General features: G+C 74.1%; 13 protein-coding genes. 5 read left to right on the top strand and 8 right to left on the bottom strand.

Translation table 11 applies throughout. The features are described 5' to 3' along the window. Positions 1–165: 165 nt before the first annotated feature. Positions 166–1,134 carry an NAD(P)-binding domain-containing protein gene (locus tag AB0G16_RS17195; RefSeq protein ID WP_362805525.1) on the bottom strand — a complete coding sequence of 323 codons (969 nt, stop codon included), beginning with the start codon at positions 1,132–1,134 and terminating at the stop codon, positions 166–168. A gap of 162 nt (positions 1,135–1,296) precedes the next feature. Between AB0G16_RS17195 and AB0G16_RS17190 the strand changes: the two genes are divergently transcribed. Further along, complete coding sequence (locus tag AB0G16_RS17190; RefSeq protein ID WP_362805523.1) at positions 1,297–1,650, top strand: helix-turn-helix domain-containing protein; 354 nt, start codon at positions 1,297–1,299, stop codon at positions 1,648–1,650. A 10-nt stretch (positions 1,651–1,660) separates the two neighbouring features. On the opposite strand, the gene AB0G16_RS17185 is transcribed toward AB0G16_RS17190, so the two are convergent. Then, positions 1,661–4,927 carry a BTAD domain-containing putative transcriptional regulator gene (locus tag AB0G16_RS17185; protein WP_362805521.1) on the bottom strand — a complete coding sequence of 1,089 codons (3,267 nt, stop codon included), beginning with the start codon at positions 4,925–4,927 and terminating at the stop codon, positions 1,661–1,663. A gap of 140 nt (positions 4,928–5,067) precedes the next feature. Here AB0G16_RS17185 and AB0G16_RS17180 point away from each other — a divergent pair, with 140 nt between their 5' ends. Then, complete coding sequence (locus AB0G16_RS17180) at positions 5,068–5,664, top strand: NAD(P)H-dependent oxidoreductase (protein ID WP_362805519.1); 597 nt, start codon at positions 5,068–5,070, stop codon at positions 5,662–5,664. Between the two features lie 156 nt (positions 5,665–5,820). Next, positions 5,821–6,396, top strand: a complete 576-nt coding sequence (locus AB0G16_RS17175; RefSeq protein ID WP_362805517.1) for a dihydrofolate reductase family protein — start codon at positions 5,821–5,823, stop codon at positions 6,394–6,396. Between the two features lie 29 nt (positions 6,397–6,425). On the opposite strand, the gene AB0G16_RS17170 is transcribed toward AB0G16_RS17175, so the two are convergent. Next, positions 6,426–7,910: an MFS transporter gene (locus tag AB0G16_RS17170; protein WP_362805515.1), complete on the bottom strand. Its 1,485-nt coding sequence runs from the start codon at positions 7,908–7,910 to the stop codon at positions 6,426–6,428. A 104-nt stretch (positions 7,911–8,014) separates the two neighbouring features. On the opposite strand from AB0G16_RS17170, the gene AB0G16_RS17165 reads away from it, so the two are divergent. Both AB0G16_RS17165 and AB0G16_RS17160 read left to right on the top strand, forming a co-directional pair. Further along, positions 8,015–8,854 (top strand): winged helix-turn-helix transcriptional regulator, encoded by an 840-nt coding sequence (locus AB0G16_RS17165; RefSeq protein ID WP_362805513.1) that lies wholly within the window; start codon positions 8,015–8,017, stop codon positions 8,852–8,854. A gap of 135 nt (positions 8,855–8,989) precedes the next feature. After that, positions 8,990–9,499, top strand: a complete 510-nt coding sequence (locus tag AB0G16_RS17160; protein WP_362805511.1) for a hypothetical protein — start codon at positions 8,990–8,992, stop codon at positions 9,497–9,499. A 216-nt stretch (positions 9,500–9,715) separates the two neighbouring features. On the opposite strand, the gene AB0G16_RS17155 is transcribed toward AB0G16_RS17160, so the two are convergent. From AB0G16_RS17155 to AB0G16_RS17135, 5 genes are all read right to left on the bottom strand, one after another. Next, the gene (locus tag AB0G16_RS17155) at positions 9,716–12,136 is read right to left on the bottom strand and encodes a GH1 family beta-glucosidase (RefSeq protein ID WP_362805509.1); all 2,421 of its coding nucleotides are present in this window, start codon (positions 12,134–12,136) and stop codon (positions 9,716–9,718) included. 370 nt (positions 12,137–12,506) lie between these two features. Next, positions 12,507–13,136, bottom strand: a complete 630-nt coding sequence (locus AB0G16_RS17150) for a TetR family transcriptional regulator (protein WP_362805507.1) — start codon at positions 13,134–13,136, stop codon at positions 12,507–12,509. A 234-nt stretch (positions 13,137–13,370) separates the two neighbouring features. Continuing rightward, the gene (locus AB0G16_RS17145) at positions 13,371–14,207 is read right to left on the bottom strand and encodes a hypothetical protein (protein WP_362805505.1); all 837 of its coding nucleotides are present in this window, start codon (positions 14,205–14,207) and stop codon (positions 13,371–13,373) included. A 6-nt stretch (positions 14,208–14,213) separates the two neighbouring features. Next, positions 14,214–14,855 carry a response regulator transcription factor gene (locus AB0G16_RS17140; protein ID WP_362805503.1) on the bottom strand — a complete coding sequence of 214 codons (642 nt, stop codon included), beginning with the start codon at positions 14,853–14,855 and terminating at the stop codon, positions 14,214–14,216. Then, complete coding sequence (locus tag AB0G16_RS17135) at positions 14,846–16,087, bottom strand: sensor histidine kinase (protein WP_362805501.1); 1,242 nt, start codon at positions 16,085–16,087, stop codon at positions 14,846–14,848. Before AB0G16_RS17135 ends, AB0G16_RS17140 begins: the two co-directional genes overlap by 10 nt. Between the last annotated feature and the right edge of the window lie 70 nt (positions 16,088–16,157).

The raw sequence follows: 16,157 nt of genomic DNA, 5'->3' as shown, positions 1-16,157 counted from the left end.
CGACGACAAGTTCGACGACTGCGGCCGCTGGGGCAACGCCTTCTAGGGCGATGAAAGGCACCGGCCCGGGTTCCCGCCGGCACCGCCGGCGTGGACCCGGCGGCCACTTCCCGGCGGCCACTTCCCGGCGACCGTTTCCCGGGACCGCGTACGGACGGGAAGCGGTCAGCGGTCCCGCCCCTCTCGGGCGGGACCGGTGCGCAGCAGATCGACCACGCCCGAGACGTCGCCGGCGCCCCGGCCCGCCGCGACCCCCCGGTCCAGGAGCGCCCGCATGGGCTCCACCAGAGCGGTGTCGACCCCCTGGTCCCTGCTGGCGTCCAGCAGGTTGGGGAAGGCCACCGCCTGCATCCGGAGACTCGAACCGGTGGCGGAGTGATCGCCGGAGTCGACCGCCTTCGCCATCCCGGGAAGGGAGGTCGTCATGGCGTTCAGCCACGAGACCACCAGCGGGGTGAACTCCGCCGCCGGGACGCCCTCCGACCCGGCCAGGGCGAGGGCGTGGAAGAACCCGCCGAACATCCCGTACATCGCGCTCAGCAGGGCGATGTCGTACAGCGCGGCCCGGCCGGGGTCGGGCCCCAGGTACATCGCGGCGCCCAGCACCTCGAAGGCGCGCTCGTGGGCGCGGAAGGACTCCCGCGACCCGCTGTAGAGAACGAGCGAAGCGGGCGTCCCGATCATCGGGGGCACCGCCATGATGCCGCCGTCCACGTACTCGGCGCCGTGTCCGGCCACCCGCCGGGCCGTCTCGCGTGCCTGGGCGGGCGTGCCGTTGGTGAGGTTCACCAGCGTCCGGCCGGCCAGGACGCCGGCTCCGGAACCGCCCGGGGCGCCGGGCGCGCCGTCCCCGACGCCCTCCCCGACGCCGTCCCTGACGCCGGGGGCGGCGTCGAGGACGGCGTGCACGGAGGCGTGGTCGAGCACGCAGACCACCACGAGCGGGCTCGCGGCGACCGCCTCGGCGACGGTGGCGGCGGCGGTCGCCCCTCTCCGGACGAGTTCCTCGCTCCTCGCGGCCGTGCGGTTCCACACGGTCGTGGGATGGCCGCCGTCCAGGAAGGCCCCGGCCAGCGCCCTCCCCATGGCGCCCAGGCCGATGACCGTCACGGGCGGGCGGTTGTCTGTGGTCACGGCGTCCCCGATTCGTTCGTGCGACAGGTGGGCGTCGCGGCCGGGCCTCGTCCCTCGTTCCCGACCGGCGTGTTCCCGATGCTGGTGCCACACTGGGAATTCCTCAAGTACCTACTATTTTGTTGGGTACTTACCTTTTGGTGTGTGAGGAGAGCGGGCGGGATGAAGAAGCGGACGTACTCGTGCGGGCTCGACGCCGCGGTCGACGTGGTCGGCGGCAAGTGGAAGGCGCTGATCCTGTGGGCGCTCCACCACGAACCCCTCCGGTTCGGGGAGCTCAGACGGTCGATCTCGGGCGTCAGCGAGAAGATGCTGATCCAGCAACTGCGCGAGATGGAGTCCTACGGCCTGGTGCACCGCGAGGTGTACCACCAGGTCCCGCCGAAGGTGGAGTACTCGCTGACCGAGTTCGGCCACTCGCTCAACGAGGCCCTGATCCCGCTCGGCGACTGGGGGGAGCGGCACATGCGGACCATCGAGGCCCTCCCCAGGCCCGGCAGTCCGGTCGGGGCCTGACCGGGCGGGATCAGGGGACGACCGGCAGGCCGGCGAGGGACTCGACCTCGCCGGGGGTGAGGTCGCCGCCGCGTTCGAGTCCGGCCGCGAGGCCCTCCTCGCCCAGCGCGTCACGCACCCGCCCGGTGATCCGGTCCACGTCGTCCCGCTCGGCGGGTGCCAGCGGCATGGCCGTGGACCGGCGGGCCGCGGCGGCCGCCCCCAGCAACCGGGCGGCCCGGTCGTGCGCCCCGGCCAGGGAGAGCGCGCCGGCCAGGCCCTCCAGGCCCCGCGTCACGTCCCGGGAGGCGTCGAGCCCGCGCGCCGCGACGAGGCCCTCCAGGTGCAGGTCCCGCGCGGCCTCGGCGTCGCCGAGCTGCTCGGCCACGAACCCGAGCTCGGCCAGGATCATCGGCTCGTGCATGGCGCGGTCCGTCCCGCCGTCCCCCCGGGGGGTCCACGCCAGCACGGTGCGCAGATGCGCCGTCGCGGCGCCGAACCTCCCCTCCTTGCGGGCGGCGTACCCGAGCACCGTCTCGGCGAAGATCTGCGTGCTCTGGTGGGACTGCTCGGCGGCCAGCCGCGCCGCCCGCTCCCCGCAGGCCCGGGCGCGGGCGTGGTCGCCGCGCTGCAGGGCGATCCAGCCCAGCCAGGCCAGCCGGCCGGCCACCTCGGGCCAGAGCTCCAGCTCCTCGGCCATGCGCAACCCCTCGCCCTGCAGCCGCTCGGCCCGCTCGTGGTCACCGGTCATCTCCGCCAGCCCGCCGAGCCACTCGGTCGCCTGCAACCGGCCCCAGCGGTCGCCCAGCTCGTCGAAGAGCTCCGCCCCCCGCTCGCTGTCGCGTTCGAGGGCGGCCAGGTCACCCCGCACGTGCGCGTACTGGGCCCGGACGACCAGGGCCGCGGCCGTCCCCCACCGGTCGCCGAGGGCTTCGAAGGCCGTCAGTGCCTGATCGAGGAGCTTCTCGCAGAGCGCGAGGTCACCGGCTCCCATCCCGCAGAAGGCGAGGAACCACTGGGCCCGGGCACGCTCGGCCGGGTCGCCGACGTCCTCGTACAGCCGCAGGGCGGTGGCCCGGTCGGTGCTCTCGCCGCGCAGCAGGGCGATGCCCGCCCGCCAGACCAGGACCCGGGGACGGAGCGCGGCGGCGGGCGTCCCGGCGGGGACGGCCAGCGCCGCGGACAGCGACCGTCCCGCCTCGGCCGTCCGGCCGCGCAGGAACCAGTACCAGGCCAGCGCGTTCACCAGCCGCAGGCCCTGCTCGGCGTCCCCGGCGGCGACCGCGCCGTCGAGCGCCGCCCGCAGGTTCGCGCTCTCGGCGTCCAGGCGGCGCAGCCACCGTTGCTGGTCGTGCCCGTACAACCCGGGCGCGGCCCGCTCGGCGAGGGCGGTGTAGTGGCGCCGGTGACGCTCCCGCAGCCGCTCCGACTCGCCCGCCTCGTGCGACCGCATCAGGCAGTAGGCGGCCACCGACTCCAGCAGGCGGTAGCGGGGGCCGTCGGCGCCGTGCACGACGGTGACGAGCGAGCGGTCCACCAGGCGCGCCAGCAGGTCGAACACCTCCGCCGCGGGGAGGTCGTCCGCGCCGCAGACGGCCTCGGCACCGTCCAGGGAACACCCGTCGGCGTGTACGGCCAACCGGCGCAGGACCAGCCGCTCGGCGTCGCCCAGCAGGTCCCAGCTCCAGTCGATCATCGCCTGGAGGGTCCGCTGGCGGGGAGGGGCGCCGCGGTGCCCGGTGGCCAGCAGCCGGAAGCGGTCGTCCAGGCGTTCGGCCAGGCCGGCGACGCCCAGCGAGCGGACCCTGGTCGCGGCCAGCTCCAGGGCCAGCGGGATGCCGTCGAGGCGGCGGCAGAGCGTGGCGACCGCCGGGGCGGTACCGGCGTCGAGGGTGAACCCGCGGTCCGCCGCGCGGGCACGGGCGACGAAGAGCCGGACCGAACCGAGCCGTTCCAGCGAGGCCGGGTCGGTGGTGGCCGCGGCGGGCGTCTCCAGCGGCGGGACGTTCCAGACCGTCTCGCCGGTCAGCGCGAGGGGTTCCTGGCTGGTGGCCAGGACGCGCAGCTCCGGCGCGGCGCGCAGCAGCAGCTCCACCAGTTCCGCGACGGGTTCGACGAGGTGCTCGCAGTTGTCCAGCACCAGCAGCAGCCGCCGGGTACGCAGCGCGCCGGCCAGACGGGCCGACGGCGTTCCCTCGGCGGCGACGGTGTCGCGGACGCCCAGGACCCGCATGACCTCGTCGGCCGTCGAGTCGACCGCGTCCTTCGTGCCCGCGGCGTTCCCCGCGCCCGGACGGCCGAGCGCGGCCAGCTCGGCCAGCCACACCCCGTCGGGGAAGTCACCGGCCCGCAGCCTCGCGGCCTCGGCGGCGAGGCGGGTCTTGCCCACCCCTCCCGGGCCGGTGAGGGTGACCAGGCGATCGGTGCGCAGCAGGTCGCCGATCTCGGCCGTCGCCTCGTCCCTGCCGATCAGCGGGCCGAGCGGCGCGGGCAGGTTCGTGGCGGGCACCTCCGCCGGGGCCCGGGGCGCGGCGGGCGGGTCGAGCGCCGGATCCCGGACGAGGATCGCCCGGTGCAGGGCCACCAGGTCGGCGCCCGGGTCCAGGCCGAGCTCGTCGGCCAGGTGGGCGCGCAGCCCCTCGTAACCGTCGAGCGCCTCGCTCTGCCGTCCGGACCGGTACAGGGCGGTCATGTACGCGGCGCGCAGCCTCTCCCGCAGCGGGTACCGGCCGACCAGCTCGCCCAGCTCGGCGACGATGCGGTGGTGCTCGCCCAGGGCCAGGCGGGCCTCGGCGAGGTCCTCGTGGGCGGTGAGCCGCCGCTCGTGCAGGTGGGTGATCACGGAACGGGCGAACGGCTCGTCGGCGAAGTCGGCCAGCGCGGGACCGCGCCACAGGGCGAGGGCGTCGGTGAGCAGCGCCGCGCGCGACCGGGGGTCGCCGGCCCGGCCGGCCTTGTCGGCCTCGTCGGCCAGGGACAGGAACCGGTGGGCGTCCACGGCGTCGGCGCCGGTGCGCAGCACGTACCCCGGCGGGGGCGACACCACCGTCTCGCGGGCACCCGGCTCGGCGTCCTCCAGGACCCGGCGCAACTGCGAGACCTTGGCCGACAGCGCCCCGGCCGGGTTGCCGGGCGGGTTCTCGCCCCACAGGTCGTCGATCAGCCGGTCGGCCGGGACCGGCCGCCCCTCGTGGACGAGCAGGACGGCGAGGAGGGCGCGGACCTTCACGCCGGGGACGGTCACGGGCGTGCCGTCCGCCGTCCACACCGCCAGCGGACCCAGTACCCCGAAACGCATGAACGCACCATACGGGACCGGCCGGGGTACGGCGCCGGAGAGGGCCGTAAGCCCGTCGGAGACCGGCCGTAAACATGTCGTAAACACCCTCCGGCATGGTTGAACACATCAGCCGGGCACGAGGACGAGGGAGGTGGCAGATGTCCGAAAGGCAGAACGAGGACCGGTTGCGGGTGGCGGTGATCGTCGGCAGTACCCGCGTCGGCCGGTTCGGCCCCACGGTGGCGGACTGGTTCGTGGCGCGGGCGCGCAGGCGGGCGGAGCTGGAGATCGACCTGATCGATCTGGCCGAGGTCGCGCTTCCGCAGACGCTCACGGACACCGACGAGCCGCCTCCCGCCCCGGTGGCGGCACTGGCACCGCGCCTGGCCTGCGCCGACGCGTTCGTGGTGGTGACACCCGAGTACAACCGGAGCTTCCCGGCACCGCTGAAGAGCGCCGTCGACTGGTTCTACCGGGAGTGGCAGGCCAAGCCGGTGGCGTTCGTCTCCTACGGCAACGACTCCGGCGGCCTGTTCGCCGCGGCCCAGCTACGCCAGGTCTTCACCGAGGTGCACGCGGTGGCCGTCCACGCGGGGGTGACGCTGCCCCGCTACTGGGAGCAGTTCGCCGCCGACGGCGGCTGGCCACGGGCGGGCACCGAGTACGACACCGCCGCCACGACCACGCTGGACCAGTTGACCTGGTGGGCCCGCGCCCTGCGCGACGCCAGAGCCGGGCGTCCCTACCCCTGCTGACCACGCGAAAGCCCCCTCGCGGCACCGACCGGCACCGACCGGCACCGACCGGCACCGACCGGCACCGATGCGGGGCCGCTGCACGACCACGACCACGACCACGACCACGACGTCACGAACGTTCCTCATCGAACACGCGAATCAACGGAGACCCCCATGCGAAAGATCGTTTCCTCGACCTACGTGTCCCTCGACGGCTACATCGGCGACCCCGGCGGCTGGGCCATGCCCTACTTCGACGAGGACGCCGGCCGCTTCGCCCGCGAGCAGCTCTTCGCCAGCGACGCCCTGCTGATGGGCCGGCTCACCTACGAGGGCTTCGCCGAGGCCTGGCCGGCCATGACCGACGAGGACGGCTTCGCCGACCGGATGAACTCCCTGCCCAAGTACGTCGCCTCCCGCACGCTGGAGAAGGCCGGGTGGAACAACTCGACCGTCCTCGGGGGCGACCTCGTCGAGGAGGTCACCGCGCTCAAGCGGCGCCCCGGCCAGGACATCCTGATGTACGGCTACGGGCCGGTCGCGCTCACCCTGCTGGAGCACGGCCTCCTCGACGAACTCCGCCTCTGGGTGCACCCGATCATCGTGGGGGACGGCGACCCCGGGGACCTGCTGTTCAAGAAGACCGGCAGGTTCCCCTTCGAGCTCGCCGGGACGACGACGTTCGGCAGCGGCGTGGTCGTCCTCTCCTACCGGGCCGCGGCGCGGGCGGCGGAGACGGACGCCGGGTGACGAGCCCGCCCCGCCGCCCGGGTCCCCGCCTACCGCGTCTCGGTGGCGGGGCTCCCGGGACGGGGCCCGAGGAGCGTGCCGGCGCGCCGGCGCAGCCCCGAGGCGGTGACCACCGCCGCGGCGACGGCCATCGCGGCCGGGACGAACAGGGCCGCGCGGAAGCCGTCGAGCGCGGCCGCCGTTGACCCGCCGGCCCCGGTGGCGGCGACGTTCACGGCGGTCGCCGCCGCCAGGCCGAGCGCCGCGCCGAACTGGAAGGAGGTGTAGAGCAGGCCGCCGGCGAGCCCCTGCTCGTCCTCGCTCACCCCGTCGGTCCCGGCGATGGTGAACGGCCCGTACGCCAGCGAGAACGCGAGACCGAGAATGATCATGGTGGGGAACATCGCCGCGTAGGTCCAGTCGAGGCCGACCGGCAGGAACAGCAGGTAGGCCACGGCGGCCAGGAAGAGCCCGCACAGGATCACCCGGACGTTGCCGAAGCGGTTCACCAGCCGGGGGGTGAGGGTCGGCGCGAGTACGGCGTCGATGCTGATGGCCAGCAGGGCCAGGGCCGCCTGCAGCGACGACCATCCACGCAGTTCCTGCAGGTAGAGCACGACGAGGAACTGGAACCCGAAGAACGATCCGGAGAACAGCAGGAAGCCGAGGTTGGCCCGTACCAGCGGGCCCGAGCGCAGGAGACCCAGGCGCACCAGGGGCGCCGCCGAACGTCGCTCGATCGCCGGGAAGACGGCGAGCAGCGCGAACCCGGCGGCGAACGCGGCGACCGTCCAGCCCCATCCGGTGGCGGGGTCCTCCAGGCGGACGACCCCGAACACGAGCGCGAGCATCGCGCCGGTCACGGTGACCGTACCGGCCAGGTCGAAGCCGCGGGCGGACCCGCGCGGGCGTCCGTCGTCCGGGATCAGGACGAGGGCGGCGACGAGGATCAGGGAAGCCATGATCACCGGTGCGAAGAACACCCACCGCCAGTTGATCGCGGCCAGCAGGCCGCCGACGACCAGGCCGAGCGAGAAACCGGCCGACGCCGTTCCCGCGTAGACGAGGAGGGCGCGGTTGCGCTGGGGCCCCTCGGCGAAGCCGGTGGTGATGATGGACAGACCGGCGGGCGCCATGAACGCGGAGGCCACCCCCGTCACGAAACGCGCGACGACGAGCACCCACTCCTCGGTCGCGAAACCGCCCAGTCCGGAGAAGACGACGAACACGCCGAGCCAGAGCAGGAACATCCTCCGCCGGCCGAGCAGGTCGGCGGCCCGGCCGCCCAGCAGCATGAAACCGCCGTAGCCGAGCACGTAGGAACTCATCACCCAGCTCAGCGAGCCGGTGCTCAGCCCCAGGTCGGAGCGGATCGCGGGCAGGGCGACGTTCAGCATCGCCACGTCGATCCCCTCCAGGAAGATCGCGCCGCACAGCACGAACAACATGCCCCAGGCACGCCCGCTCATACGGTCGGCGCGGCCGGTGTGACCGGCGGGCGCCGGGGAGAGCGGCGGGGACGACGGTGTGGACACGAGGTGACTCCTTGGGTACGGGGGACGGGAGAGCCGCGTCCGGTTCCCCGCGGCTGCCGGTTCCCTCTTGTAAGTAATCGCATCCTGAGGCAGCATCGATGGGCATGGAAGAAGGCACTTCGAAGTCACCGAGTCGCTGCTCCGACGCCGGCGACGCCTACGTCGACGCCTGGCAGTGGGACACCCGGGAGGACTGCGAGGTCCGCCAGATCCTGGACCGCGTGGCGGACAAGTGGTCGTTGCTCGTCATCGCGCTCCTCGACCGGCGCTCCCTGCGGTTCACCGAGCTGAGCCGCGAGATCGACGGCGTCAGCCAGCGCATGCTCACCGTCACCCTGCGCCACCTGGAGCGGGACGGGCTGGTGCGCCGCACCGTGCACCCCGTCGTGCCGCCGAGGGTCGACTACGAGCTCACCCCGCTGGGCATGACCCTGCACGACACCATCCGGTCGCTCGTCACCTGGACCGAGCGGCACCAGAACGAGATCGCCGCGGCCCGCGCGGGTTACGACACCCGCCGGGAGACCGCCCCGGCCGTTCCGGGCACGCGGGTCGGGCCGGGGCCCGGCGGCGCGACGGAACCCGGTGGCGCGACGGAACCCGGTCGCAGGACGGAGCCCGGCCGCGCCACGGAACCCGGCCGCGCGACGAAACACCGTGCCGCGGTCGTTCACCGTAACGAAACTCGGACCGCGTCCCCGTCCCGCGAGGAAGGGGCGCGCCCATCGGGGAGGGCGGGCGCCCCGGCGGGGACGGCGAGCCGTCAGGAAGGGGCGTCGTCCCACGAGGAACGCGCCTCCGGCGCCGGGCTCGCACGCTGCGAGATGTGCGGTGCCCCGCTCCGCGAGGCGCGTACGGGCCGTCCCGCGCGTTTCTGCGGCACGGCGTGCCGCCAGAGGGCGCACCGCCGCCGCTCCCGCACGGCCTCCCGCCCCACCGGCTGAGGTCCGGCCCGCCCGTTGAACCTCTGCAAAGGAGGGCAAAGGCCTGTCCAAGGGCTCCGTGTCGCGACCTCCCGCCGGAGCCGCAGCGTGTCTGCTGGGCAGCGGTAACGGCACCGCTCACCTGGAGGGTCGGAGATGAGGAAGTTGCTTCTTGCCGGCGTGCTCGCGCTCGGCGTGTTCACGGCCGGATGCGGCGGCGCCGACGACGGGAGCACGACCGAACCGTTGGTCGCGGACCAGGTCAAGGCGTCACCCACCTCGCCCGCGGACCCCTCGGCGGCGACCAGGGCCAGGGTCGAGCTGGGCGAGACGCGGATCGGCAGCATCCTGGTCGGGGAGGGCGGCCGCACGCTCTACCTCTTCGAGAAGGACAGGAACGGCAAGTCATCGTGCTCGGACGCCTGCGCGCGGGCCTGGCCGCCGTACGTCACGGACGGCGAGCCGGAGGCGGGCAAGGGTGTCAAGGCGGACCTGCTCGCCACCACCGAACGGGACGACGGCACGACGCAGGTGACCTACGACGGCCACCCGCTCTACTACTTCGCCAGGGACACCGCGGCCGGGGAGGTCAAGGGGCACGACGCCGAGGGCTTCGGCGACGACTGGTACGCGCTGAGGGCCGACGGGAAGCAGGCCCGCGACTGAGTGGTCCCGCCGTCCTCGTCGGCCGATCCGGCCCGACAGGAGTCACGGCCCGAGCCGCCGGGTAGGGACAGGGATGATCCCGCCCACCGGGGCCCGTCCGCCCGGAGCGTGAGACATGAAGGGTCCGTCGTCACCGCGGCGGACCCTTCCCTTCTGTCCCCCGGAAGCCCTGCCCCTCGCCCGCCCCGCGCCCCGATCTCCGGCCCCCCGCCGAGATCAGGTGGACTCGCGGACGACCAGCTCCGTGGGCAGGATCGCCGAGGAGGCGGGACCGCCGGCGAGGTGACGCAGCAGGAGGCGCGCCGCCGTCCGTCCCTGTTCCGTCCCCGGCGTGCGCACCGTGGTGAGCGCGGGCACCGTGTACGAGGCGGTCGCGACGTCGCCGAAGCCCACGACCGCGACGTCCTCGGGCACCCGCCGCCCGGACTCGGCCAGCGCCCGCAGGGCCCCGATCGCCATCGGATCACCGGCGACGAACACCGCGTCGAGCGCCGGGTCGTCCCGCAGGAGCTGGCGCATCGCGTCCGCGCCCGAGGCGAGGGTGAGGTCGCCGACGGCGATGATCGACCGGTACCCGGTGTCGCGCAGCGCCTCGCGGTACCCCTCCAGCCGGGCCCGCGAGGCCAGCGAGTCCGGGGGGCCTGCGATGGCGGCGATCCGCCGCCGTCCCCGTGCCAGCAGGTGCGCCACCGCCGCCGCGGCCCCGCCCGCGTCGTCGACGTCGGCGTACGGCGTGTGCGCCGCCACCGGCCTGCCCAGGACGACGACGGGAACGCCCGTGCGGACCAGCGCCGCAGGGAGCGGGTCGGAGGAGTGACCGGACACGAGCACCACCCCGTCCACGTACCCGGAGGCGGCGTAGCGCTCCACCCGCGTGCGGCCGTCCTGTGAGTCGGCGAGCATCAGGGTGACCCGCTTGCCCGCCTCCTCCAGCTCCCGGACGACCGAGCGGAGGGTCACCGAGAACGCCGGGTCGTCGGCGCCCGCGTCGGCGCTCGCGGCGGCGGCCGGGCCGGAGACGACCAGAGCGATCGAGTCGGTGCGCCGTGTCACCAGGCTGCGGGCCGCCGAGTTCGGGACGTACCCCAGCTCGTCCACGGCGTTCATGACGATCGCGCGGAACTCGTCGCTGACCGTGTCCTCACCGTTGATCACCCTGGAGACGGTGGACCTGGACACCCCGGCGCGGGCGGCGACCGCCTCCAGGGTGGGCCGCCTGGCGCGTTCGCGGCGCAGCCCGTTGTGCCGGATCACCTCGCGGTACCACAGCGCGCTGTCCTTGGGCAGCCGCCGCTGCGTCTCGAAGTCGACGTGCACGATCCCGAAGCGCTTGTGGTAGCCCTCGGCCCACTCGAAGTTGTCCAGCAACGACCAGACCAGGAAGCCGCGCAGGTCCGCCCCGGCCTCGATCGCGGCGTGCGCGGCCCGCAGGTGACCCTCGAAGAAGGCGGTCCTGTCGGTGTCGTGCACGCGGTCGCCGTCCACCAGGTCGTCGAACGCGGCACCGTTCTCGGTGACCAGCAGGCCGACCTCGGGGTAGTCGCGCGAGAGCCGGGTGAGCACCTGGGTGAGGCCGGTGGGCACGATCGCCCAGCCCATCGCGGTCGTCGGGGCGTGGGCCCCGCTGAAGCGGATGTCCTCGGTCCCGGGGTAGGCGGCGTTGGCCGGTTCGCCCGGCGCGGACCGTACGACGCAGGGCGTGTAGTAGTTGATCCCCAGCAGGTCGACGGGCTGGTTGATCGTCGCCAGGTCGCCGTCGCGAATGTGTTCCAGACCGCCGATCCTGTCCATGATCTCCAGCGTCGGCCGGGGGTACTCCCCGCGCAGGACGGGGTCGAGGAACTGGCGGTTGATGAGACAGTCGACCCGGTCGACGGCCTCGGCGTCCTCGGCGGACACCGGGAGGTCCGGGTCGCTCAGCTGGGCGGGCGTGAGGACGGGCGCCAGGTTCAGGGTGAGGGCGATCTCGCGGGCACCGCCCTCGCGCAGCACCCGGGCGCTCAGACCGTGGGCGAGCAGGAGGTGGTGGGAGGCGCGGAACGCCTCCGCGGCCGAGGCGCGGCCGGGCGCGTGCACGCCGATGCCGTATCCCAGCACGGCGGCCACCCACGGCTCGTTGACCGTCATCCACGTCCCGACCCGGTCGCCGAGCCGGTCGTGCACGATCCGGGCGTAGTCGGCGAAGCGGTAGGCCGTGTCGCGGGCGGTCCACCCGCCGAGGTCCTCCAGCGCCTGGGGCAGGTCCCAGTGGTAGAGGGTCGGGTAGGGAACGATGTCGGCGGCCAGCAGCTCGTCCACCAGCCGGTCGTAGAAGTCCAGTCCTTCCGCGTTGACGGGGCCGGACCCCGCCGGCTGGATCCGGGGCCAGGCGATCGAGAACCGGTAGGCCCTCAGCCCCAGCTCCGCCATGAGGCGGACGTCGTCGGCGTAGCGGTGGTAGTGGTCGCAGGCCACGTCACCGGTGTGGCCGTCGGCGATCCTGCCCGGCGTGTGGGAGAAGGTGTCCCAGACGGACGCGCCACGCCCGTCCACGTGCGCCGCGCCCTCGATCTGGTACGCGGCGGTGGCCGCCCCCCAGATGAAACCGGGAGGAAAGGCCAGGGTCTCACCCCGGGACGAGATGGACGTTGCGGTCATGCTCCGAAAACCCCCGTCGGTTCTCGCGACTGCCGAGATGCACGGAGCGGCGGCGGGTCGCCACCGTCCCCGGCCGGTGGAAGCACCTTACCGACATCATGGGCGCGGACGTGCCCGGGTGTCGAGGGGACCGCCGGACCCGTCGCGGGCGCGCTTCCCCACCCCACGTCCATGATCGGCGATACGGTGATCGCTCGTACCGACGGGACGGACGGGGACGACGGCGGCCGGCACGGGAGCCCCGCACCTGGGGGAGTTCCCGGGCCCCGGGCCCCGGGAGCGCCGGACCTCGGAGACCCTCAGGCCCCGGAAGACCCCGGTCCGCGTCGCGGCCTCCCAGGTCCCGGGGAGCCTCGGGCCTCGGGCGGTCTCAGGCGCCGGGGAGCCTCAGCACGCGGTCGAGCAACTGGCGGTGGTGGGCGAGGAAACGCCGCCGCGCCTCCGGGTGGGCGGAGACCGAGCGATCCGCCTGGGCGATCATCTCGCCGTGCAGGAACCCGTACACGCTCCACACCAGCGTCCGCACCATCAGGTCCGCGTCCACCTCCCCGTCGACGAACCCGGCTCTGGCGGCCGAGCGGATCGCGTCGGCGGTGAAGTTCAGGAGCGGGGTCGAATGGGTCCCCTCCACCTCGGGGATGTCCGCGGCGTCCCCCAGCCAGCGGTGGATCCACAGCGCGGGTATCTGCGGATTGGCGGCGCAGAAGTCCAGGTAGCGTTCGGACAGTCCGTACAGGGCGGTGGCGACCCCCTCGGCGTCGGCGGCGGGGAGGGCGGCGAGCGCGTCCTCCACGACGGCCCGTTCCGCCCGGCCGGCGTGGTCGACGACCGCGAGGTAGAGGTCGCGTTTCTCACCGAACCGCTCCTGGATCCACGCCGGATCCTCGCCGGTGGCCTCGGCCGTCGCCTGCAGCGAGGTGCCGTCGTAGCCGAGCGCGGAGAAGAGCCGCATCGCGGTGGTGATGACCGCCTGGCCCCGCGGGTCGTCGTGGGGAGTCATGCCTCCGATTCAAGTCCCCGACGCGTGCGCGGGCGGCCGGGTACTGGTTTCGACCCGGTCAAACCTGTGTTCGCAATGCCCCGCCCCGCCCGGGACGGGGTCGCGGGCCGGGCGGGCACAGGACACGCGGTTCGTCCGCCGGGCCGGCCGGGTTCGCCCCCCAGGACCGGAAGGGCCGCCCGGGACGGGGTCGCGGGCCGGGCGGGCACAGGTCGCGCGGTTCGCCCGCCGGGGTCAGGAGGGCAGGACGTGCAGTTCGCCCGCCGGGGTCAGGGCGGTGATCCGGCGCGGTGCGTCCGGGTCGATCCGCACCGCGACGGTCGCGTCACCGGAGGCGGTCCGTACGTCGTACCCGCTCCCGTCGCCCTCGTCCGGCACCCTGACCTCGACGTCCCCGGCCGACCTCACCACGGCCCTGACGTCGCCGGGCGGGTTCGTGAACCCCAGGCTGACGTGTCCCCTGCCGGTCTCGACGTCGGCCCCGGCCGACCTCAGGTCGAGGCCGAACACGTTGCCCCGGCGCACCCGCGCCCGCAGCGTGCCCAGCGAGTCCATCACGATCACGTCACCGGTGTCGGCCGAGAGGCGCAGGTCGCCGTGGACCCCGTTCACCGACAGGGTCCCGCTGCGGATCGACGCCTCGACACCGGTGGCCGCGGGCAGGGTCAGGACGTACTGCGCCCGGCACTCGGGGCCGTCGGGGCCGTCGGGGCCGTCGGGGCCGTCGGGGCCGCCGGGGCCGCCGGGGTCGCCGGGACAGTGGGCGTCGACGGTGAGCGTCCGGCCGTCCCACCGCTCGGTGGCCACGGGCCGGTGCCGCGTCCACAGCAGCTCCCGTTCGACGTCCAGCCGCTTCTCGCGACCGGTGACGACCGTGAGATCGACGTGACCCGTGGCCCGCACCACGACCTTCGGGGAGGTGAGCGTGTGGAACCTGGACGTGGTCTCGACCATCCGGTCGGGCGCGTTGATCTCCGCCAGCGCCGCCAGCGTGGTGAAGGCCACGGCGAGCGCGGTGAGCGTCCCGCCCACGGCGAGCCAGGCGATCCGGACGGTGTTCCGTGTGGACATGTTCTCTCAGACCTTGAGGAAGCGCAGGACGGCGAGTACCCGGCGGTGGTCCTTGTCGGCGCCGGAGAGGTCGAGCTTGGCGAAGATGTTGTTGATGTGCTTGCCCACCGCGCTCTCGGAGACCACCAGGGCCTCGGCGATCCCGGTGTTGGACCGGCCCTCCGCGATGAGCGACAGCACCTCGTACTCCCTGCGGGTCAGCCGGTCCAGCGGGTCGCTGCGCCCGCGCAGCAGCAACTGGGCGACCACCTCGGGGTCCAGGGCGGTGCCGCCCCCGGCGATCCGGCGTACCGCGTCGAGGAACTCCTCGACGTCGGCCACCCGGTCCTTCAGCAGGTAGCCGATCCCCCCGGTCGCGGTGGACAGCAGCCGGGTGGCGTAGCGCTCCTCGACGTACTGGGAGAGCACGAGGATCGCCAGCGCGGGCCGCTGCCGGCGCAGCACCAGCGCGGCGCGCAGCCCCTCGTCGGTGTGCGAGGGCGGCATCCGCACGTCGGTCACGACGAGGTCGGGATCGTGCTCGTCCACGGCGCGGAGCAGCCCGTCGGCGTCGGCCACGGAGGCCACCACCTCGATGCCCGCCGAGCCGAGCAGGCGGACCAGCCCCTCGCGCAGCAGCACGGAATCCTCGGCGAGCACTACACGCACGGCAGCTCCACTCTGATCGTCGTCGGCCCGCCCGGCGGGCTGTCGACGTCCAGGATGCCGTCCACCGACGCCACCCGCCCCGCCAGGCCGCGCAGCCCGCTCCCCAGGTCCGGGTCCGCCCCGCCGACACCGTCGTCGTGCACGGACAGGCGCAGCACGTCGCCGTCGCGGCCGACGACGACCTCGGCGCCGGACGCCCGCGCGTGCTTGGCGATGTTGGTCAGCGCCTCGGAGACGACGAAGAACGCCACCGCCTCGACCGTGGGGGCGGTCCGCCCGGACAGGTCGGCCCGCAGCCGCACCGGGAAGGGGGCCCGCGCGGCGAGACCGGACAGCGCCGCGTCCAGGCCCTGCTCGTCCAGCACCGCCGGGTGCAGGCCGCGGACGACGTCGCGCAGCTCCCGCAGGGCGAGCTTGGCCTCCTCGTGCGCCCGCACGATCACCTCGCGCGCGGGCTCGGGCAGGTCGGTGAGGGTGGCGCGGGCCATCCCCAGGTTCATCGCCAGCGACACCAGCCGCTGCTGGGTGCCGTCGTGCAGGTCGCGTTCGATGCGGCGCCGCTCGGCGTCGGCCGCGTCCACCATCCCGGCGCGGCTCTCCCGCAGCGTCTCCACCCGCAGCACGAGCTGGTCGCTGAGGCTCGGGCCGAGCAGGGCCTCGGCGGCGATCACGTCCAGCGCGGTGAACCCGCGGGCCACCCACGGTGCGGCGATGAACAGGATCCCGGAGGCGAAGACGAACCCCACGCTCTGCCAGGTCTCCGCCAGCACCCAGTGCCGTACGGCGAGCACGGCCGTGATCAGGGCGCTCGACCACGCCCCGACGACCGAGAGGGCGCCGATCCCGTTGATCGGCACGGTCAGCAGGTGGTACCCGAGCCGGCGCCAGGCGCTCCAGGTCCGCGTCTCCTGGAGCAGCCGCCGCAGCGGGTTCCTGCTCAGTGGGCGGCACGGGACCGGCGCGATGTCGACGTCCAGGAAGGTGGCGAACCGGGACCGCTGCACCCGGGTGAGCAACCGGACGACCACGAAGAACAGCAGCAGCGCCGCCACCGGCACGACCACGGTCCACACCAGCAGCACCGCGGCCGCCGCCAGGGCCGAGAGCGCCGCGACGCCCAGCAGGGCCAGCGACGCCCCCGAGACCAGATGGACGGTACGCATCCAGGTCCGCGCCGACCAGTGAGCGCTGATCCTCGTCCAGGGGGTGGGCATCATCTCGACGGCGGTCATGAGAACACCGTAGGGACCTCGCCGCCCCGGGCACATGGGCGAGGGGTCCGGGAAAAAGGTGAGGCAGGCC

Source organism: Streptosporangium sp. NPDC023615 (assembly GCF_040640155.1).
In the GTDB taxonomy this organism is placed as follows: domain Bacteria; phylum Actinomycetota; class Actinomycetes; order Streptosporangiales; family Streptosporangiaceae; genus Streptosporangium.
This window is presented reverse-complemented; position numbering and strand designations above follow the sequence as displayed.

Coding starts and splice junctions, on each gene's coding strand:
- AB0G16_RS17185 (WP_362805521.1), bottom strand. CDS start 4,927: ATGCGTTTCGGGGTACTGGGTCCGCTGGCGGTGTGGACGGCGGACGGC.
- AB0G16_RS17160 (WP_362805511.1), top strand. CDS start 8,990: ATGAGGAAGTTGCTTCTTGCCGGCGTGCTCGCGCTCGGCGTGTTCACG.
- AB0G16_RS17180 (WP_362805519.1), top strand. CDS start 5,068: ATGTCCGAAAGGCAGAACGAGGACCGGTTGCGGGTGGCGGTGATCGTC.
- AB0G16_RS17145 (WP_362805505.1), bottom strand. CDS start 14,207: ATGTCCACACGGAACACCGTCCGGATCGCCTGGCTCGCCGTGGGCGGG.
- AB0G16_RS17155 (WP_362805509.1), bottom strand. CDS start 12,136: ATGACCGCAACGTCCATCTCGTCCCGGGGTGAGACCCTGGCCTTTCCT.
- AB0G16_RS17150 (WP_362805507.1), bottom strand. CDS start 13,136: ATGACTCCCCACGACGACCCGCGGGGCCAGGCGGTCATCACCACCGCG.
- AB0G16_RS17165 (WP_362805513.1), top strand. CDS start 8,015: ATGGAAGAAGGCACTTCGAAGTCACCGAGTCGCTGCTCCGACGCCGGC.
- AB0G16_RS17135 (WP_362805501.1), bottom strand. CDS start 16,087: ATGACCGCCGTCGAGATGATGCCCACCCCCTGGACGAGGATCAGCGCT.
- AB0G16_RS17190 (WP_362805523.1), top strand. CDS start 1,297: ATGAAGAAGCGGACGTACTCGTGCGGGCTCGACGCCGCGGTCGACGTG.
- AB0G16_RS17175 (WP_362805517.1), top strand. CDS start 5,821: ATGCGAAAGATCGTTTCCTCGACCTACGTGTCCCTCGACGGCTACATC.